We start from the raw sequence: 17,571 nt of genomic DNA on the forward strand, positions 1-17,571 counted from the left end.
CGGGTAAAGACTATATATATCGTCAAAGTGGATAAACTATGGTATCATAAGAGGTACGTACAACTAGGTATAGATTGTTTTTGAGGAGGATTTATTCATGTCACAAAATGTAGCAGGTTTAATTGACCACACGTTATTAAAAGCAGATGCAACCAAAGAGCAAATAAAGGTATTATGCGAAGAAGCGAGAGAGTATAACTTTGCTTCCGTATGCGTTAACCCGACTTGGGTGAAATATGCAAGCGAACTTTTGGAAGGTTCAGAAGTGAAAGTTTGTACGGTCATCGGCTTCCCTCTAGGTGCAACCACACCGGAAACCAAAGCTTTTGAAACGAAAGACGCCATCTCCAATGGCGCTCACGAAGTCGATATGGTAATCAATATCGGCGCATTGAAGGACAAGGATGATGAGTTGGTAGAGCGGGATATCCGTGCTGTTGTGGCGGCATCCACTGGTAAGGCTCTTTCAAAGGTGATCATTGAAACTTCTTTATTGACTGATGAAGAAAAAGTCCGGGCATGTGAATTGGCCGTAAAGGCAGGAACGGATTATGTGAAAACATCAACTGGTTTTTCGACCGGTGGAGCGACTGTTGAAGATGTCACGCTTATGAGAAAAACGGTTGGCCCGGATATCGGTGTCAAAGCTTCAGGCGGGGTCCGCAACACGAGCGATGCCCAGAAAGTGATTGAAGCTGGTGCAACAAGAATTGGAGCGAGTGCAGGTGTATCCATCGTAAAGGGCTTAACGGCTGATTCGGATTATTAATATATCCTGAAATAAAAAAGGCGGAGAAAAATATTTCATTTTTCTCCGCCTTTTTTTATTACCTCCATAATTAATCGGATGGTCATTCAAATGGTGATATCCGATGATGAAAAAGAGGACCGGTATCATTTTTGGAACCCGTATTCAGATTCGAGCTTTTCTAATTATAAAAAGATTAGCTAATAAACCTCCTTTATCTTTTTATATCTGGTACAGCTACATATGTTGTCAGTCTTCCCGCAAAGCTGTCCTAAAAGAAGTCACTTAAGGCGGCTTTTGGTCAGCTCCTTATTTTTTTATATGTGGCCGATGCACCAAAAGAATGAGGTTGGAGAATTGCCTTGCCAAAGGCAAGACGGCCAAAGAAGTCAAGATATTGAATATGACACTGGCATGGGCGAGCTGTGTCCCCTTGTTTTCGGTGAAAAAGGCAGCAGTGCTTTCCAGGATGTCCACAAAAGGCAGAAATGCGGCAACCCCGATGACATTTAGCCAAATATGTGCATAAGCTGTGAAGGCAGCTTGTCTACCGGAACCGATGCTGGCCATGTATCCGGTGATGCAAGTGCCTATATTCGATCCGAGCATGATGATGATTGCGGAGTAGACGGATAACTCCCCATTCATCAAAAAGCTCATGGCTATGCCGATGGTTGCCGAACTGGAGTGGATGAGTGCGGTCAATAAAATCCCGGCTAAAAGGGCATAGCTCATGTGGCCCTCTATGTATTGGATGAGCGTTTGTATGGATGGATAGGCTGCAATCGGTGTCGAAAGCGTTTTAAAACCGCTCATAGCCGCGAAGATGGCCGAGATACCGATAAGGGACATCCCTATGCTTCTCGGTAATGCTTTTGGCATGAAGCAAAGGAAAGCGCCGCTTACGACACCGGGAATGATCCAACGATCCAGGGAGAAGGTCATGAACTCTGCTGTAAAGGTGGATCCGATATTCGTTCCCAGAATAATCCCGATCGTTTGCGGGAACGTTAAGCTTCCAGCGGAAACGAGGCCGACCGTCATGACCATGACCGCCGAGCTGCTCTGCAGGATCCCGGTAAAGATGGTTCCGGCCATGAAGCCTTTCCATGGCTTATCCGTAACCTTTGAGAGAAAGGTTTTTAATGCTGCACCCGACATGTTGAACAGGCCGATTCGTAAAACCGACATACCTGCCAAAAACATCGCAATGAATAAAAGGAATAAAAATAGCTCATGCATGACTGTCACCTCATAGTAAGCTTATGGCCCAATATCGGGAGACATGCTATAAATTGGTTTTTCCTGCATGTTGAATCATCGTTTCGAGAAAAATTATGATAATAACTTGATGATATTCAAAATAAGTTTGATTTTATTGGTTGACCTGCTAAAGATGATATATTATAATTGTTTAGTACATGTATAACATGTTGACAACTTGAGTTAGTGTGTTGTTTTCGGAGGGAGGGAAAGAGATGTCTAAAACCGTCGTTCGTAAAAACGAATCGCTTGAAGATGCTCTTCGTCGTTTCAAACGTACTGTATCTAAAGCAGGATCGCTTCAGGAAGCTAGGAAGCGTGAATTTTATGAAAAACCAAGCGTAAAACGTAAGAAAAAGTCTGAAGCTGCAAGAAAACGTAAATTCTAAGAGAGGGTGGAAAGATGAGTCTTCTCGAGCGTTTAAATAATGATATGAAACAAGCGATGAAGAACAAGGAAAAGGACAAACTATCTGTTATTCGGATGCTGAAAGCTTCTATTCAAAACGAAGCCATGAAGCAGAGACAAGATTTAACAGATGATGAAGAATTGACAGTGCTCTCTCGCGAATTAAAACAACGCAAAGACTCCCTCCAGGAGTTTGAAAACGCAGGTCGTTCAGATCTCGTGGATAAAGTCCGCACCGAACTAGTATACGTAGAGGCATATATGCCTGAGCAACTTTCAGAAGAAGACATTTCTAATATCGTTAAACAGACGATTGAAGAAGTCAATGCAACATCCAAAGCAGATATGGGGCGAGTTATGGGAGCTTTAATGCCTAAAGTTAAAGGTAAAGCGGATGGTTCTCTAGTAAACAAATTAGTGCAACAACATCTATCTTAAACTCTAAACTTAAAACTCGAAACCTAACCGCAGGCAAATTGCCTGTGGTTTTTGTGTATTTCATGAATTTTATGCGTATATTATTGAAATGTGGCCCAAGATAATGGGGCACTTTTAATTTTATTTGCTTTTTTTTGAAACCTTTTTCATATACATACGTAATAACTAAAGAACAGAGTAAAGGGTCGCTACATTTGCTCCTTATTCGAATTTTAGTTGCGTGCTGAATTTACTGGTAGGTTTTCCTCCTGAACAATGGAGGCACTTACCGCGTTTAATACGGGAAAGGGGGCGTTCCGTTGAAAATTTGGCGTTATTTATCTGTACTCTTATTTGGATTGCTGTTCACCATGTCTTCTTTTGGGGGGGCGACGGCATCTGCAAACGGGAAGATCGTTTACCATGTTCCAATTGAAGAAACGGTGGAAAAGGGACTCTCGGCCTTTTTGGAGCGCGCGCTGAACACTGCTGAGGAAGCTGATGCAGATCTTGTCGTTTTCGAGGTGAATACCCCTGGAGGTGCTGTGGATGCAGCGGGGGAAATTGCCAAGTTACTGTCGGATTCACCGATCAAGACAGTTGCCTATGTCAATAACAGGGCTTTATCTGCAGGGGCATACATTTCTCTAAGTGCAGATGAGATCTATATGGTTCCGAGCGCCACCATGGGATCTGCGGCTGTGATAGATTCAACGGGGAATGCTGCAGGTAAGAAAGCGCAATCTTATTGGTTAGCTGCCATGAAGACTGCTGCAGAACAAAATGGACGTGATCCCATATACGCCCAGGCGATGGCGGATGTTGACATCGATCTGCCCGAATATGGAGCGGAAAAAGGGAAGTTGCTGACATTTACAGCCGATCAGGCAAAAAAGGCTGGATATAGTGAAGGCACCGTCTCTGGTAAAGCGGAACTGTACCGTATACTTGGAGTCGAGGATGCTGATATTCGTTCAATCGAAGAAAGTTTTCCTGAGAAACTTGCCCGCTTTTTGACTAACCCGATCGTCGTTCCCATTTTATTGACGATAGCTGGAATCGGGATTGTGATGGAATTGTTTTCACCCGGTTTTGGAATTCCGGGGGTCATAGGAATCACCAGTCTTGTCTTATTCTTCTATGGTCATCTTGTCGCCGGTATCACCGGATACGAATCGTTAGCGATGTTCATCATCGGGGTCATTCTCGTACTAATTGAATTTTTTATCCCAGGGGGGATTATCGGGCTGCTCGGATTTTCCGCAATAGTGGGGAGTTTATTCCTCGCAACAGGTGATCCGGTACATATGACGATATCCTTGCTAATCGCGGTCACCGTATCCATTTTGGTATTCATCCTACTTGTAAAGGTGTTTGGAAAACAGATGAAATTTTTCAGGAAAATGATATTAACCGATGCAACAAAAACGGAACAAGGATATGTCAGCAATCCAAATCGTTTGGATTTATTAGGTGTTGAAGGGAAGGCCCTTACAGACTTGAGGCCTTCAGGAACAGCTTTGGTCAAAGAAGAAAGAGTGGATGTCGTGACCGAAGGAAGCTTTATTTCCAAGGGTTCGTCAATCATCATCGTTAAAGTTGAAGGATCAAGGGTAGTCGTCCGGGAAATCCCGGAATCAAATTAAATTAAATCAAAAGATACAGGAAGGATGAATCATTAAGTGATAACTTCAGGAACGATATTTATTGTACTGGCAGTGATTGCAGCCATTATCGTATTGTCAGTGTTTTTCACATTCGTACCAGTAATGCTCTGGATTTCCGCTTTAGCGGCAGGAGTCAAAATCAGTATATTTACATTAGTTGGGATGAGGCTTCGCCGTGTTATACCAAGCAGGGTCGTCAACCCGCTCATCAAGGCCCATAAGGCTGGAATCAATGTTTCTACGAATCAATTGGAGAGCCATTACCTTGCAGGAGGTAATGTCGATCGAGTGGTGAATGCATTAATTGCAGCAGAACGTGCCAATATCGTGCTGCCTTTCGAACGGGGTGCAGCCATTGACCTTGCAGGCCGTGATGTCCTGGAAGCCGTTCAAATGAGCGTTAACCCGAAAGTGATCGAAACTCCGTTCATCTCTGGTGTGGCGATGAATGGTATTGAAGTGAAAGCGAAGGCAAGGATAACGGTCCGGGCCAATATTGAACGCCTGGTCGGTGGTGCCGGTGAAGAGACGATCATTGCCCGTGTAGGTGAAGGGATCGTATCGACGATCGGTGCTTCGAAAATGCATACGGATGTACTTGAGAACCCCGATTTGATTTCAAGAACGGTTTTATCGAAAGGGCTGGATTCAGGTACTGCATTCGAAATTCTTTCCATTGATATAGCTGAAGTGGATATCGGAAAAAATATCGGGGCCATATTACAGACGGACCAAGCCGAGGCCGATAAGAAAATAGCCCAGGCAAAGGCCGAAGAACGCCGTGCGATGGCTGTTGCGCTTGAACAGGAAATGGTTGCCCGTGTTCAGGAAATGAGAGCGAAGGTTGTTCAATCCGAAGCGGAAGTTCCATTGGCCATGGCCGATGCACTGAAAAGCGGGAACCTTGGAGTGATGGATTATATGAATATCCAAAATATCACGGCCGATACGGATATGCGCGACTCCATCAGTAAAATTTCAGACAATCCGAAAGATAACAACAATAACCATAATAATAATTAGGTCAAGGAAGGAAGGTCTTTAAATGGGAGATTTTATTGATTTCTTTCTCCAGAACCCATTCCTTATCATTGTCTTGATCGGTATTTTAACGTCCATGTTAGGAAAGAAAAAGCAGCCTCAGCAATTCGACGATCCTAACACGCCTCCGAAAAAGAAATGGCAGGAGGTCATGCGGGAGCTTCAAGGTGAAATGCAGCAAGGGAATCCGCAGCAAAGGCCTGCCCCTGCTCCCGTAAGGAAAGTCGAACAGCAGGCTTCTCAGGCTGTTGAAGTGATCGATGAGACGACGAACGAAGCGGACAAAAGGATTGCTGAGCTTAGAAGGCTTCAGCAGAAGTACGATCAGGAGCGTCTATATCAAAAAGCGAAGGCGGATCAACTTACATCAACGATTTCCGATAATAGCAGTCCGGTCTATCGCAAAGGGCCGTCTTTTGGTAAAAAGCAGCTGATTGATGGCATCATCATGTCAGAAGTGCTGGGACCGCCAAGGGCGAAGAGAAGTCTTCAGAGAACCAGAAGGTGATTCGGAGCCCCGGTCTTTTTTAAGCCGGTCATTAAATGAGCAAGAAAAAATAGGTTTTCATTCACTGATAATTTTGTGCTAGAACCCTCTTTCATTTCATACATTGAGATGAAAGGGGGTTCTTTTTTATGGCACGCAATTGGGGAAAAAAAGTGAAACAGCTTATGACCAAAACAATGGACCTTCCGCAAGATGTCATGATGGACCTGCCGCGAATTACAATGATCGGACAATTACATATTTATATTGAAAACCATCGTGGCTTATTGGCTTTTACAGACAGCGAAGTACGATTGATGCTGAAAAATGGGCAGTTGCTGATAAAGGGAAATGCCTTTGTCATAAAGACGATTTTGCCGGAAGAAATCATGCTTGAAGGCAAAATCGATAAGGTCTATTTTATCAATGAATGATCCCGGGAGGTCTCCATGAAAAACCAATGGACAAACTATTATACAGGCTATGTAAAGGTGAAGGCTTATGGCAAAGGTGCAGAACGGCTGATTAATATGCTGACGAGAAGGGGGCTTCATGTCTGGGATGTGAAGCGTGTCGGAAGTGAAGCCCTGATTTTCCATATGGATATCAGGGATATCCCCAAACTCCGTCAGGTCATGCGGAAAAGTGATTGTAAAGTAAAGTTCATGCAGGGAAAGGGTTTCCCTTTCCTGATGAAGAGAGTCATGAAGAACAGCGGGTTTTTAGCGGGGATGATCGCTTTCCTGCTTTGCATATTTGTACTTTCCAACATGGTATGGGGCATCGAGGTTCAAGATGCCAAGCCGGCAACCGAGCATGCCATCCGGAAAGAATTGGACAAGATGGGCGTGAAGATCGGGAAAGTGCAATTCTTTGTTGATGATGTGGATACGATTCAGCGTAAGCTGTCGGACCGGATTGGTGCCTTGACATGGGTAGGGGTGGAGCTAAAGGGAACGACATACCATTTTCGGGTTGTAGAAAAACGGCAGCCTAAAGAAGTCGAGAAAACATCCCCGCAAAATCTGGTAGCTTCAAAAAAAGCGATCATCACTGATATGTTCGTTGAAAAGGGACAATCTATTGTTAATGTGAATGATTATGTAGGAAAAGGACAGCTTCTTGTTTCAGGATTGATTGGTAAAGAGGATAAACAGGAAATTGTATCTGCAACGGGAGTAATAAAAGGGAAAACGTGGTATAAAGCGAAAGTGGAAGTTCCGTTAAAAACAAAATTTTCAGTTTTTAACGGAGATGAAACGAGCAGGCACTTTTTGAAAATGGGGGGCTTTTCCCTTCCGGTATGGGGGTTTAAGGATCCCGGATATGAAAAACAGGAAAAAGAAACGACAGTGAGGCCTTTTCACTTTCTTCAATGGGAACTTCCCATTTCCTATAAACAAGTGACCTTGAGGAGCAAGGAAGATATTATACGAAGTTATACGGAGGAAGAAGCGGTGAAGGAAGGCAGGAAAATGGCTAAAGCAGAATTGAAAAAGCATTTAGAAGAGGAAGATGAAATCATCGAGGAAAAAATTTTGCACGAAAGCATGGAGAATGGTAAAGTTAAATTATCTATACATTACCAAGTTATTGAAGATATAGCGATTGGACAGCCAATCATTCAAGGAGACTAACGAATGGCAGATGATGTGAAAGTAATTAAGCTCGAAATAGAATCACCCAATGAAGCAATCGCATTATTGGGCAATGGAGATTCAAATGTAAAAGTGCTCGAGGAGGAGCTTGGCATCTCCGTCATAACCCGAGGTGAAGCGGTGAGTGTTGCCGGGGATATCGAGCGGGTAACGATGGGGGAGGAAATCCTCAATGCGTTATTGAAGGTGGTCAGAAAAGGAATTGCAATCAGTTCCAGAGATGTGCTTTATGCCATTGAATTGGCAAGAAAAGGCACATTGGAGTATTTCGGTGAATTATATGATGAGGAAATCGCTAAAACCGCTAAAGGGAAATCCATTAAAGTCAAAACAATCGGGCAAAGATACTATATCCAGGCTATAAAGAAACAGGATCTTGTATTCGGAATTGGGCCTGCCGGAACCGGGAAGACCTACCTTGCTGTAGTGATGGCCATCAATGCATTGAAGAATGGACATGTTAAACGGATCATCCTGACACGGCCTGCCGTCGAAGCGGGGGAAAGCCTGGGTTTTCTGCCTGGTGATCTGAAGGAAAAGGTAGATCCTTATCTACGTCCGCTGTATGACGCTCTCCATGACCTTCTAGGGATGGAACAGACGCAAAGGATGATAGAGCGCGGAACGATCGAAATAGCTCCTCTGGCTTATATGAGGGGCCGTACGCTTGAAGATGCCTTTGTCATATTGGATGAAGCCCAGAATACGACCGAAGCCCAAATGAAGATGTTCTTGACCCGGCTCGGTTTCGGATCGAAAATGGTCATTACGGGAGATCGGACACAGATTGACCTTCCGAAAGGCATGAAATCAGGTCTGGTCCGGGTAGAAGAGGTCTTGAAGAATGTTAAAGGCCTTTCCTTTGTTCATTTTGAACAAAGTGATGTAGTAAGGCATCCGCTTGTCGCCAAAATCATTACTGCTTACGAGCAGGCGAAGTCATAAGAAAAAATCCGCCATTTCAATCGGCGGATTTTTCGTGATGTGTCTAAATGGCAAACTTTATGGGGAAAAAGTGGATAAGAAGCTTCATTTATCAATACGAAGGTGAAAATTCACATGAAAACTGTTATGATTTTACATATCTAGAATAATAAACATCATTTTTTAGGAGGACCTTCCTTGAATCGTATCCAGAAATTTTTCACTCAAATAAAAGGGCTGTTGGTCCATCGTTTTTTTCAAGTGCTTTTGTTCATCATACTTGGTTTGTTTGCGTATGGGTTAATGTTCTCCAATGTTAAGCCGGAAAGGGTCCAGGTAGAGCTTTTTAAGCCTGCGGAACAAACAATCCGTTCAACCAAGACTGTGGAAGATACTTATAAGACGGAACAGGAAAAAGAAGAGATTTCAAAACAGGTGGCGGATGTTTATTCTTTAAAAAAGGAATATGCCAAAAATAAAGTCGATCTGATTTCATCCATTTTCGATTCAGCAATAGAGGTCAATAAAGAAACGGACCCCGATGAAGAGCATAAAGAAGGTGATAAAAAAGAGCCCATAAAGACGGATGCTCAAAAAGTTTCCATATTAAAAGAAAAATTGACCGATGAAGTGAATAAAAATATCGAGGAATCCGTTTTCCTTGCATTAGTGCAGGCGGATGAAGATGAGTTAAAAATAGCGAAGGATTCAACCATTACAGCCGTGAATAATGTGATGAGCTCCCGAATCGCTGCAAGTGACGTGGAAAATGCCAAGAAAAAGGTTGTCGAGGAATTGGATTATATGAGCATTGGCGGCGATATGAAAAAAGCCTCCACTTCCCTTGCACGTACGGCAATCATTCAGAATGTATTTTTCGATAAGGACAAAACCGAGGAACAACGAAGGAAAGCGGTTGAAAGCGTGGAGCCAATCAGGATCCTTCAAGGTCAAATCATCGTTGAAGAAAATCAATTAGTGGACAGGGATGTATATAGACAGCTTGAACTGGCAGGATTCTTAAATACGGAGTCTACCATTTACCCGTATATCGGCCTGCTGTTATTCATATTCCTGACTTTTGCCGCTTTTTATTATTATTTCTACTATTCCATTTCCAAAAAGGATAACAAGTACAATCAGTTATTGATCTTCAGTCTTGTCTTTATCCTTTCAATGGCTACCATGAAAACGATCAGCATTCTGGCTGACCTGAAAAACTCGAACTTGGAATACATTTTTCCGGGTGCCATGGCGGCGATGCTCATCAAGATTTTATTGAATGATAAGTTAGCGGTGGCTATGATCATATTGTTAGGTTCGTATGGTACGATTATATTTAATGGTGATACACCTGGAAATCTGGATTTCTCGATGGGGCTATATATCATTTTCGGGGGATTGACGGCAATCATCATTCTATCTAGGCCAAATTTCAAATCAAAGGTGCTTGTAGCGGGGCTGCTATTGTCTTTAATCAATATGGCATTTGTTTTTTCGCTCATCTTTATTATGGACAGCCATTATACTAGAATGGAGTACTTGTATTATGCTGCTGCCGCCATAGGTTCCGGAGTGGGTTCAGCCGTTTTGACAATGGGCCTGTTACCGTTTTTCGAGGCTGGTTTCGGGATCTTATCTTCGATTAAGCTTATCGAGCTCGCGAATCCCAATCATCCGTTATTGCGGAGGATCTTGATTGAGGCTCCGGGGACATACCATCACAGTGTAATGGTCGCCAATTTGGCGGAATCGGCTTGTGAAGCCATCGGCTCGAATGGATTGCTGGCAAGGGTCGGCAGCTATTATCATGATATCGGTAAAACGAAGCGGCCGCACTTCTTCATCGAAAATCAGATGAATGAAGAGAACCCGCATGATCGGCTGCAGCCGGAAACGAGCAGGGATATCATCATTGCCCATGCCGTAGATGGCGGGGAGATGCTGCGCAGTCACAAATTCCCGAAAGAGATTGTGGATATTGCAGAGCAGCATCATGGCACCACTTTATTGAAGTTTTTCTACCATAAAGCAAAAAAACAGGATGAGTCCACACTCGAATCAGCCTACCGATATCCCGGGCCGAGGGCGATAATGAAGGAAGTAGCCGTCATAGGCATAGCCGATAGTGTTGAAGCTGCAGTGAGATCGATGAAGCACCCAACTCCGGAGAAGATTGAAGAGCTGGTAAGTTTCATCATTCAGGACAGGATTTCTGATGGTCAATTTGATGAATGTGACATTACTATGAGAGAATTGAGTATCGTGAAGCATTCCCTATGTGAATCGCTTAATGGTATCTTCCACTCCAGGATTGAATATCCGGAGCCGGATAAATTAGGACAGAAGGTGAAAGAATGATTTTAGCTATCGATTTAATGGATGAAACGAATGAAGTAACGGAGGAAGCTCAAAGGCTTGTTGAGAGCATTCTGCAATTTGCGGCAAGAAAAGAAAACATTGAAAAAGACACCGAGCTGTCAGTCACATTTGTAGACAATGATAGGATTCGGGAAATCAATAAAGAATATCGACATAAAGATTCAGCTACAGATGTCATTTCTTTTGCACTTGAAGAAATGGGAGAAGATGAAGTGGAAATCGTCGGTGCGGAAATGCCCCGCATGTTAGGGGACATCATCATTTCCATTGAACGCACGAAAGAACAGGCTGAAGAATATGGTCATTCGTTTGACCGGGAACTTGGATTTTTAGCACTGCATGGTTTTCTGCATTTATTAGGATTCGACCACATGAATGAAGAAGATGAAAAAGTGATGTTCACTAAACAAAAGGAGATCTTGGAAGAATATGGACTTTCAAGAGAAGGGTAAAAAAAGGTATCCTTTATTAAAAAGTTTCTCTTTTGCCTGTCAGGGAATTTTGGAGGCTGTTCGGACTGAACGCAATATCAAGATACATTTCGCGTTAACGGCAATCGTCGTCTTCTTTGGTTGGTACTTCTCATTGGATGGGATGGAGTGGCTTTTCATTTTAGCGGCCATAGCCGGTACGATTACCTTGGAGCTCGTTAATTCAGCGATTGAAAGGGTAGTCGACTTGGTGACGGATCAAATCCATCCGCTTGCCAAGCAGGCAAAAGATATTGCAGCAGGAGCTGTATTCATATATGCTATATTTTCTATAATAGTTGGATTGATTATCTTTTTGCCCAAGTTTGGCCTGTAGGTTGCCGAAATGGTACTCAATTTGAAAGGAAGATGTGAATTGAATACGAAAGAATTGATTGAGGAAGCTAAAAAAGCAAGGGATAAAGCTTATGTACCTTACTCCAAATTTAAGGTGGGAGCAGCCCTTTTAACCGCTGATGGAAAGGTTTATCATGGTTGTAATATAGAAAATGCTGCATACAGCATGTGTAACTGCGCCGAAAGGACAGCTTTATTCAGCGCTTATGCCCATAACGATAAAAAATTCACTAAACTTGCAGTAGTGGCAGATACCGATGGTCCCGTTTCCCCATGCGGGGCTTGCAGGCAGGTTATTTCGGAACTGTGTGAAAAGGATATGCCGGTCGTTTTGACCAACTTACAAGGGGACATAAAAGAACTAACAGTACAGGAATTGCTTCCAGGAGCTTTTTCACCGGAGGATTTAAATGGATAAACTATTTGATGATACACAAGTAAAAGATTACAAATCAGGTTTCATTTCGATTATTGGACGACCTAATGTTGGAAAGAGTACATTTCTGAATCGGGTCATCGGACAAAAGATCGCCATTATGAGCGATAAGCCGCAAACTACAAGAAATAAGGTCCAGGGTGTACTTACGCAGAACGATTCACAAATGATTTTCATCGATACACCCGGCATCCATAAACCAAAGCATAAGCTTGGTGACTTCATGATGAAAGTGGCAACGAATACATTGAAGGAAGTCGATTTGATTCTCTTCATGATCAATGCGACTGAAGGATACGGACGCGGTGACGAGTTTATCATCGAAAAGCTTCAATCTGTAAAAACGCCCGTTTTCCTGGTCGTAAACAAAATCGATGCGATGCATCCGGATGATTTACTTCCGATCATTGAAAAATACCAGCAGCTTTACCCTTTTGCGGCGGTCGTTCCGATTTCTGCCCTTGAAGGAAATAATGTGGATACACTGCTGGAACAAATCAAGGAACATCTGCCAGAAGGTCCCCAGTTTTACCCAGCTGACCAAGTGACAGACCATCCGGAACGTTTTATCATTTCCGAATTGGTCCGCGAGAAGGTCCTGCACCTGACACGTGAAGAAATTCCGCATTCAGTGGCAGTTGTCATCGATTCAATTAAAAAAATGGACAACAGTGACACCATTAATGTCATGGCGACGATCGTTGTCGAACGTGATTCACAAAAAGGCATTGTCATCGGAAAGCAAGGGAAAATGCTTAAAGAAGTCGGCAGCCGTGCCAGAGTGGATATCGAAAACTTATTGGGCTCTAAAGTTTTCTTGGAACTGTGGGTGAAGGTACAGAAGGATTGGCGGAACAAAGCAAGCCAGCTTCGCGATTATGGCTTCAATGAGAGCGAGTATTAATTAACAAAATTTACGCGTCATGAAAGTTCGGAAAACGGTCAAGCTAACCATATGGTCGGATATTCATATTGCTAGTTAAAAATGAAAGGTGGGCTTTATATGTTGGATTTTACCTGGGAGTTATTTACTGAAACAGGTAATGTGGACACCTATTTGCTGTTTAAGGAGATAGAAGTCGAGAGACAGGAAAGACACTTGGTATTGAATGATGAGCTAGCAGAAATTGATTTTCCTGTTTCATAGGTTAGTCTTGGCGAGCATGGGTGGTGTCTTGGTATGCTCCAAAAATGTGAGGGCATTGTCATAAGGCGAACTGCATATGGAGAAAATAACAAAATCATTACTATATATACCCGTGAGCTAGGAAAAATTGGCGTTATGGCTAGAGGAGCCAGTAAACCTAACAGCAGGCTTTCTGCCGTCACACAGCTTTTTTGCTCCGGGTATTTTCTTGTAACTACATCAACCGGACTCGGTAGTCTTCAGCAAGGCGAAATGGTCGATTCGCTCCGTTTCATAAGGGAGGATCTTTTTGCCACTGCTTATGCTTCATATATTGTTGAATTGCTTGATAAAAGCGTCGAGGATAAGAAACCGAATCCATATTTGTATGAATTGCTTTCGCAAACCTTGCATTACATAAATGAGGAATATGACGCTGAGGTTTTGACATTCATTTTTGAAATGAAGATGCTGCCCGTCAATGGGATTAACCCAGTGCTGAATCAGTGTGCGGTATGTGGTGAAACGGAAGGGGAATTCTCCTTCTCGCTTCGGGAAGCGGGCTTTATCTGTCACCGCTGTCTGGGGAAAGACCCTTATCATTATAAAATTTCACCTGCAGCCGTTAAATTGCTTCGAATCTTTTATTATTTCGATTTATCAAGGCTCGGAAACATTTCCGTTAAGCCTGAAACGAAACAAGAACTGCGGAAGATCATCGATGCATATTATGAGGAATATTCCGGTCTGCATTTGAAATCAAAAAAGTTCCTGAAACAGATTGATACGATGAAAGATATGTTTTAGGATCTGAACTATTGACATTCCATGCTAGTTTGTATAAAATTCTAATCATTAAAATAAGAAGATTGCGTTGATGGAAAAGAGTATCTGTCATTCTCCATAAAAAGCGAACCCGGGACGGTGGAAGCCGGGATATGGATTTACAGGGAAGGGCGTTTCCGGAGCATGTAGCTTTTGAAAAGAGGCCGTTTTATAAACGGCAATTAGGGTGGAACCGCGGGTAAACTCTCGTCCCTATGCATTTCGCATAGGGACGGGAGTTTTTTGTTTGCCAAGATGTAATGGGTTCCGATCCTTAATTTTAATAAGAGCCGTTTTAAATAACCTGGAGGTGCACAATGAATATTCAAAATATGATTTTAACGTTACAAAAGCATTGGTCTGAACAAGGCTGCATATTGATGAATGCTTATGATGTAGAGAAAGGGGCAGGAACGATGAGCCCGTACACGTTCCTGAGAGCCATTGGACCGGAGCCATGGAGCGTTGCTTATGTTGAGCCTTCCCGCCGTCCAGCTGACGGCCGTTATGGCGAGAACCCTAATCGACTGTACCAGCATCACCAGTTCCAAGTGATCATGAAGCCGTCGCCTGACAATATCCAAGAGTTATATTTGGATTCATTGCGCGCATTAGGGATCAATCCGCTTGAGCATGATATTCGCTTTGTGGAGGATAACTGGGAAAATCCATCACTAGGATGTGCTGGTCTAGGTTGGGAAGTATGGCTTGATGGAATGGAAATCACTCAATTTACATATTTCCAACAAGTGGGCGGCCTTGAGTGTAAGCCGGTTTCCGTGGAAATTACATACGGGATCGAACGTCTAGCCTCTTACATTCAAGATAAGGAAAACGTATTTGACCTAGAATGGACAGATGGATTCACAGTTCGGGATATATTTGGTCAGCCGGAATACGAACATTCGAAATATACGTTCGAAACCTCCGACCTTGATATGCTGTTCCAGCTTTTCACGATGTATGAAAAGGAAGCGCATCGCCAAATGGAAGAAGGACTTGTACATCCTGCGTATGACTATGTTTTGAAATGTTCACATACATTTAACCTTTTGGATGCCAAAGGTGCCATCTCGGTGACGGAAAGAACGGGTTATATAGCCCGGTGCCGTAACTTAGCGCGTAAGGTTGCCAAAACCTTCTATGAAGAGCGGGAAAAATTAGGCTTCCCGATCCTGAAAGTGAAAGGGGAGAATACAAATGAGCAAGCGTGATTTGTTATTGGAAATTGGATTGGAAGAGCTGCCTGCCCGTTTTGTGACAGCATCAATGAAACAGCTGTCAGATAAAGTGCAGCAATGGCTAACGGAAAAAGCGATTGAATTCGGAACGGTTGAAGCCTTTTCCACACCAAGACGTTTAGCCGTATTGGTGAAAGATGTGGAAGAATCGCAAAAGGATATCGAAGAAGAAGCAAAAGGTCCGGCTAAGAAAATCGCTTTGGACAGTGAAGGCAACTGGTCTAAAGCCGCATTGGGATTCGTCAGGGGTCAAGGCATGACTTCAGAGGACATTTATTTTAAAGAACTCAAGGGTGTGGAATATGCCCATGTGAATAAATTCATTAAAGGACAGCAGACTGCCCAGCTTTTATCTGAGCTGCAGGAAATCATCAGCGGCATGACGTTCCCGAAAAATATGCGCTGGGCCAACCAGGAGCTCCGTTTCGTCCGTCCGATTAAATGGCTGATTGCCTTATTCGGCAATGAAATAGTTCCATTTAGCATTGCTGACGTTGAAACGGGCCGCGAAACAAAAGGACACCGTTTCTTGGGCCATAGCGCAATCATCGAGCAGCCGGAACGGTACGAAGATACGTTAAAAGAACAATTTGTAATGGCGGACCCAGATAAACGCCGACAACTTATATTGGATCAGATTAAAGAGCTTGAGCAGGAGAAAGGCTGGATCATCCCGGTCGATGAAGATCTGCTTGAGGAAGTCAATAATTTGGTAGAGTATCCAACGGTGTTATTTGGACATTTTGAAGAAGAATTCCTGGAGCTTCCTGCTGAGGTACTCATCACATCAATGAAGGAACACCAACGTTATTTCCCTGTTAAAGATAAGGACGGGAAACTGCTCGCTTACTTTGTAACCGTGCGTAACGGCGATGACCGCCATTTGGATAAGGTATCTAAAGGTAATGAAAAAGTATTGCGTGCCCGCTTATCGGATGCAGCATTCTTCTATGAAGAAGATCAGAAAAAAGAGATTTCGGATGCTTTGAAAAAGCTTGATAGCATCGTTTATCATGAAGAAATTGGTACATTAGCCGAGAAAACGGCCCGGGTAACTGCCGTGACCGGTGCCCTTGCGGATGCTTTGAATTTAAAGGCGGAAAAAGAAATGGCGCTTCGTACAGCGGCAATTGCCAAGTTCGATTTGGTGAGTCATATGGTTTATGAATTCCCTGAATTGCAAGGGTATATGGGTGAAAAATATGCTCTCTTAAAAGGGGAAGCCAAAGAAGTGGCCGCGGCGATCAATGAACATTATATGCCAAGACATGCGGATGACATTGTACCGCCTTCAGTCATTGGTGCGGTTGTGAGTTTAGCTGAAAAAATTGATACGTTGTCTTCATTCTTCGCCATTGGTGTCATACCGACAGGTTCCCAGGATCCTTATGCATTAAGAAGGCAGGCGAGCGGGGTCGTCCAAATCCTTGCTGAGAAGAAATGGGATATTACTTTAGAGGAGCTTATTGTTTTAGGCCTTAAAGGACTGGAATCAAAAGGCATCTTAAAACGCGGTCTTGATGAAGTTAAAGCGGATATGTTCACATTCTTTAAAGCCCGTGTCAAACACCTGCTTCAAGAACAGCAAATCCGTTACGATTTGATTGATGCAGTTCTGTACAATGAAATCGGCTATATCCATTCTATCGTGGAACGTGCACATGTCTTGAATGCGAAAAAAGACGAAGCTGGCTTTAAAGAAAGCCTGGAAGCTTTAAGTCGGGTCATGAACATTGCCGTGAAATGTGACAATAAGGTGACTGTCGACCCTAGCGCCTTTGAAAATGATCAAGAAAATGCGTTATACGTAAAATATCAAAAAGTGGCAATGCGTTATATGGAATCCAAAGATGAGAATGAGCGCTTTGAACAGCTTGTTTCGCTTCAAACGGAAATAGAGCCATATTTCGAGAATACGATGGTCATGGCAGAGGATGAAGCAATCCGCAATAACCGTTTATCCTTAATGAAGGAAATCAGTGATTTGGTTGCAGGTTTTGCGGCCATGAATAAGATTATCCTTACATGATCGGAAGGAATGTGGAAATCGGAAACCCTTTAAATAAGGGCTTCCGATTTCTTCAAAAGATAAATGGTCAATAAGTGGGACAAAAATGCCC

General features: G+C 43.2%; 19 protein-coding genes and 1 other annotated feature. Of the genes, 18 read left to right on the forward strand and 1 reads right to left on the reverse strand.

Annotation, left to right across the window (positions count from 1 at the left end; genetic code table 11):
- Positions 1–97: 97 nt before the first annotated feature.
- On the forward strand, positions 98–769 hold the full coding sequence (gene deoC, locus ACQKNS_RS13635; protein WP_427643582.1) for a deoxyribose-phosphate aldolase: 672 nt from the start codon (positions 98–100) through the stop codon (positions 767–769).
- A gap of 288 nt (positions 770–1,057) precedes the next feature.
- On the opposite strand, the gene ACQKNS_RS13640 is transcribed toward deoC, so the two are convergent.
- Positions 1,058–1,990 (reverse strand): Na/Pi symporter, encoded by a 933-nt coding sequence (locus ACQKNS_RS13640; protein ID WP_427643584.1) that lies wholly within the window; start codon positions 1,988–1,990, stop codon positions 1,058–1,060.
- A gap of 236 nt (positions 1,991–2,226) precedes the next feature.
- On the opposite strand from ACQKNS_RS13640, the gene rpsU reads away from it, so the two are divergent.
- The 17 genes from rpsU (at position 2,227) to glyS (ending at position 17,480) form a co-directional block, all read left to right on the forward strand.
- Positions 2,227–2,400, forward strand: a complete 174-nt coding sequence (rpsU, locus tag ACQKNS_RS13645) for a 30S ribosomal protein S21 (RefSeq protein ID WP_028391853.1) — start codon at positions 2,227–2,229, stop codon at positions 2,398–2,400.
- A gap of 14 nt (positions 2,401–2,414) precedes the next feature.
- On the forward strand, positions 2,415–2,858 hold the full coding sequence (locus tag ACQKNS_RS13650; RefSeq protein WP_098369770.1) for a GatB/YqeY domain-containing protein: 444 nt from the start codon (positions 2,415–2,417) through the stop codon (positions 2,856–2,858).
- A 350-nt stretch (positions 2,859–3,208) separates the two neighbouring features.
- Positions 3,209–4,483 (forward strand): NfeD family protein, encoded by a 1,275-nt coding sequence (locus ACQKNS_RS13655; RefSeq protein ID WP_427644206.1) that lies wholly within the window; start codon positions 3,209–3,211, stop codon positions 4,481–4,483.
- 54 nt (positions 4,484–4,537) lie between these two features.
- Complete coding sequence (floA, locus tag ACQKNS_RS13660; RefSeq protein ID WP_427644208.1) at positions 4,538–5,527, forward strand: flotillin-like protein FloA; 990 nt, start codon at positions 4,538–4,540, stop codon at positions 5,525–5,527.
- Positions 5,528–5,549: 22 nt separating this feature from the next.
- Positions 5,550–6,053, forward strand: a complete 504-nt coding sequence (locus ACQKNS_RS13665) for a hypothetical protein (RefSeq protein ID WP_427643586.1) — start codon at positions 5,550–5,552, stop codon at positions 6,051–6,053.
- 128 nt (positions 6,054–6,181) lie between these two features.
- Positions 6,182–6,466, forward strand: coding sequence for a sporulation protein YqfC (yqfC, locus tag ACQKNS_RS13670; RefSeq protein WP_034308511.1), 285 nt, complete (start codon positions 6,182–6,184; stop codon positions 6,464–6,466).
- Positions 6,467–6,481: 15 nt separating this feature from the next.
- The gene (yqfD, locus tag ACQKNS_RS13675) at positions 6,482–7,669 is read left to right on the forward strand and encodes a sporulation protein YqfD (protein WP_427643588.1); all 1,188 of its coding nucleotides are present in this window, start codon (positions 6,482–6,484) and stop codon (positions 7,667–7,669) included.
- Positions 7,670–7,672: 3 nt separating this feature from the next.
- Entirely contained in the window at positions 7,673–8,635 is a 963-nt protein-coding gene (locus ACQKNS_RS13680) for a PhoH family protein (RefSeq protein WP_427643590.1), read from the forward strand.
- 177 nt (positions 8,636–8,812) lie between these two features.
- Positions 8,813–10,975: an HD family phosphohydrolase gene (locus tag ACQKNS_RS13685; protein WP_427643591.1), complete on the forward strand. Its 2,163-nt coding sequence runs from the start codon at positions 8,813–8,815 to the stop codon at positions 10,973–10,975.
- Complete coding sequence (gene ybeY, locus ACQKNS_RS13690) at positions 10,972–11,448, forward strand: rRNA maturation RNase YbeY (protein WP_076365237.1); 477 nt, start codon at positions 10,972–10,974, stop codon at positions 11,446–11,448. The genes ACQKNS_RS13685 and ybeY overlap by 4 nt, the downstream gene beginning before the upstream one ends.
- Positions 11,426–11,803 carry a diacylglycerol kinase family protein gene (locus ACQKNS_RS13695; RefSeq protein WP_427643592.1) on the forward strand — a complete coding sequence of 126 codons (378 nt, stop codon included), beginning with the start codon at positions 11,426–11,428 and terminating at the stop codon, positions 11,801–11,803. Before ybeY ends, ACQKNS_RS13695 begins: the two co-directional genes overlap by 23 nt.
- Before the next feature lie 39 nt (positions 11,804–11,842).
- Complete coding sequence (cdd, locus tag ACQKNS_RS13700; RefSeq protein WP_427643593.1) at positions 11,843–12,241, forward strand: cytidine deaminase; 399 nt, start codon at positions 11,843–11,845, stop codon at positions 12,239–12,241.
- Positions 12,234–13,163: a GTPase Era gene (gene era, locus ACQKNS_RS13705; RefSeq protein WP_367410758.1), complete on the forward strand. Its 930-nt coding sequence runs from the start codon at positions 12,234–12,236 to the stop codon at positions 13,161–13,163. Before cdd ends, era begins: the two co-directional genes overlap by 8 nt.
- Positions 13,164–13,262: 99 nt before the next feature.
- On the forward strand, positions 13,263–13,406 hold the full coding sequence (locus ACQKNS_RS13710; protein ID WP_076365246.1) for a YqzL family protein: 144 nt from the start codon (positions 13,263–13,265) through the stop codon (positions 13,404–13,406).
- Positions 13,407–13,439: 33 nt separating this feature from the next.
- A complete protein-coding gene (gene recO / locus ACQKNS_RS13715) occupies positions 13,440–14,192 on the forward strand; it encodes a DNA repair protein RecO (RefSeq protein WP_427643594.1) in 753 nt (250 codons plus the stop codon).
- A gap of 58 nt (positions 14,193–14,250) precedes the next feature.
- Positions 14,251–14,428: a binding site (T-box leader), on the forward strand.
- A gap of 99 nt (positions 14,429–14,527) precedes the next feature.
- The gene (gene glyQ / locus ACQKNS_RS13720) at positions 14,528–15,424 is read left to right on the forward strand and encodes a glycine--tRNA ligase subunit alpha (protein ID WP_034308488.1); all 897 of its coding nucleotides are present in this window, start codon (positions 14,528–14,530) and stop codon (positions 15,422–15,424) included.
- Positions 15,411–17,480 carry a glycine--tRNA ligase subunit beta gene (glyS, locus tag ACQKNS_RS13725; protein ID WP_427643595.1) on the forward strand — a complete coding sequence of 690 codons (2,070 nt, stop codon included), beginning with the start codon at positions 15,411–15,413 and terminating at the stop codon, positions 17,478–17,480. Before glyQ ends, glyS begins: the two co-directional genes overlap by 14 nt.
- Positions 17,481–17,571: the final 91 nt, after the last annotated feature.

The sequence above is a fragment of the Peribacillus sp. NPDC094092 genome (assembly GCF_050279365.1).
Lineage (GTDB): Bacteria > Bacillota > Bacilli > Bacillales > DSM-1321 > Peribacillus.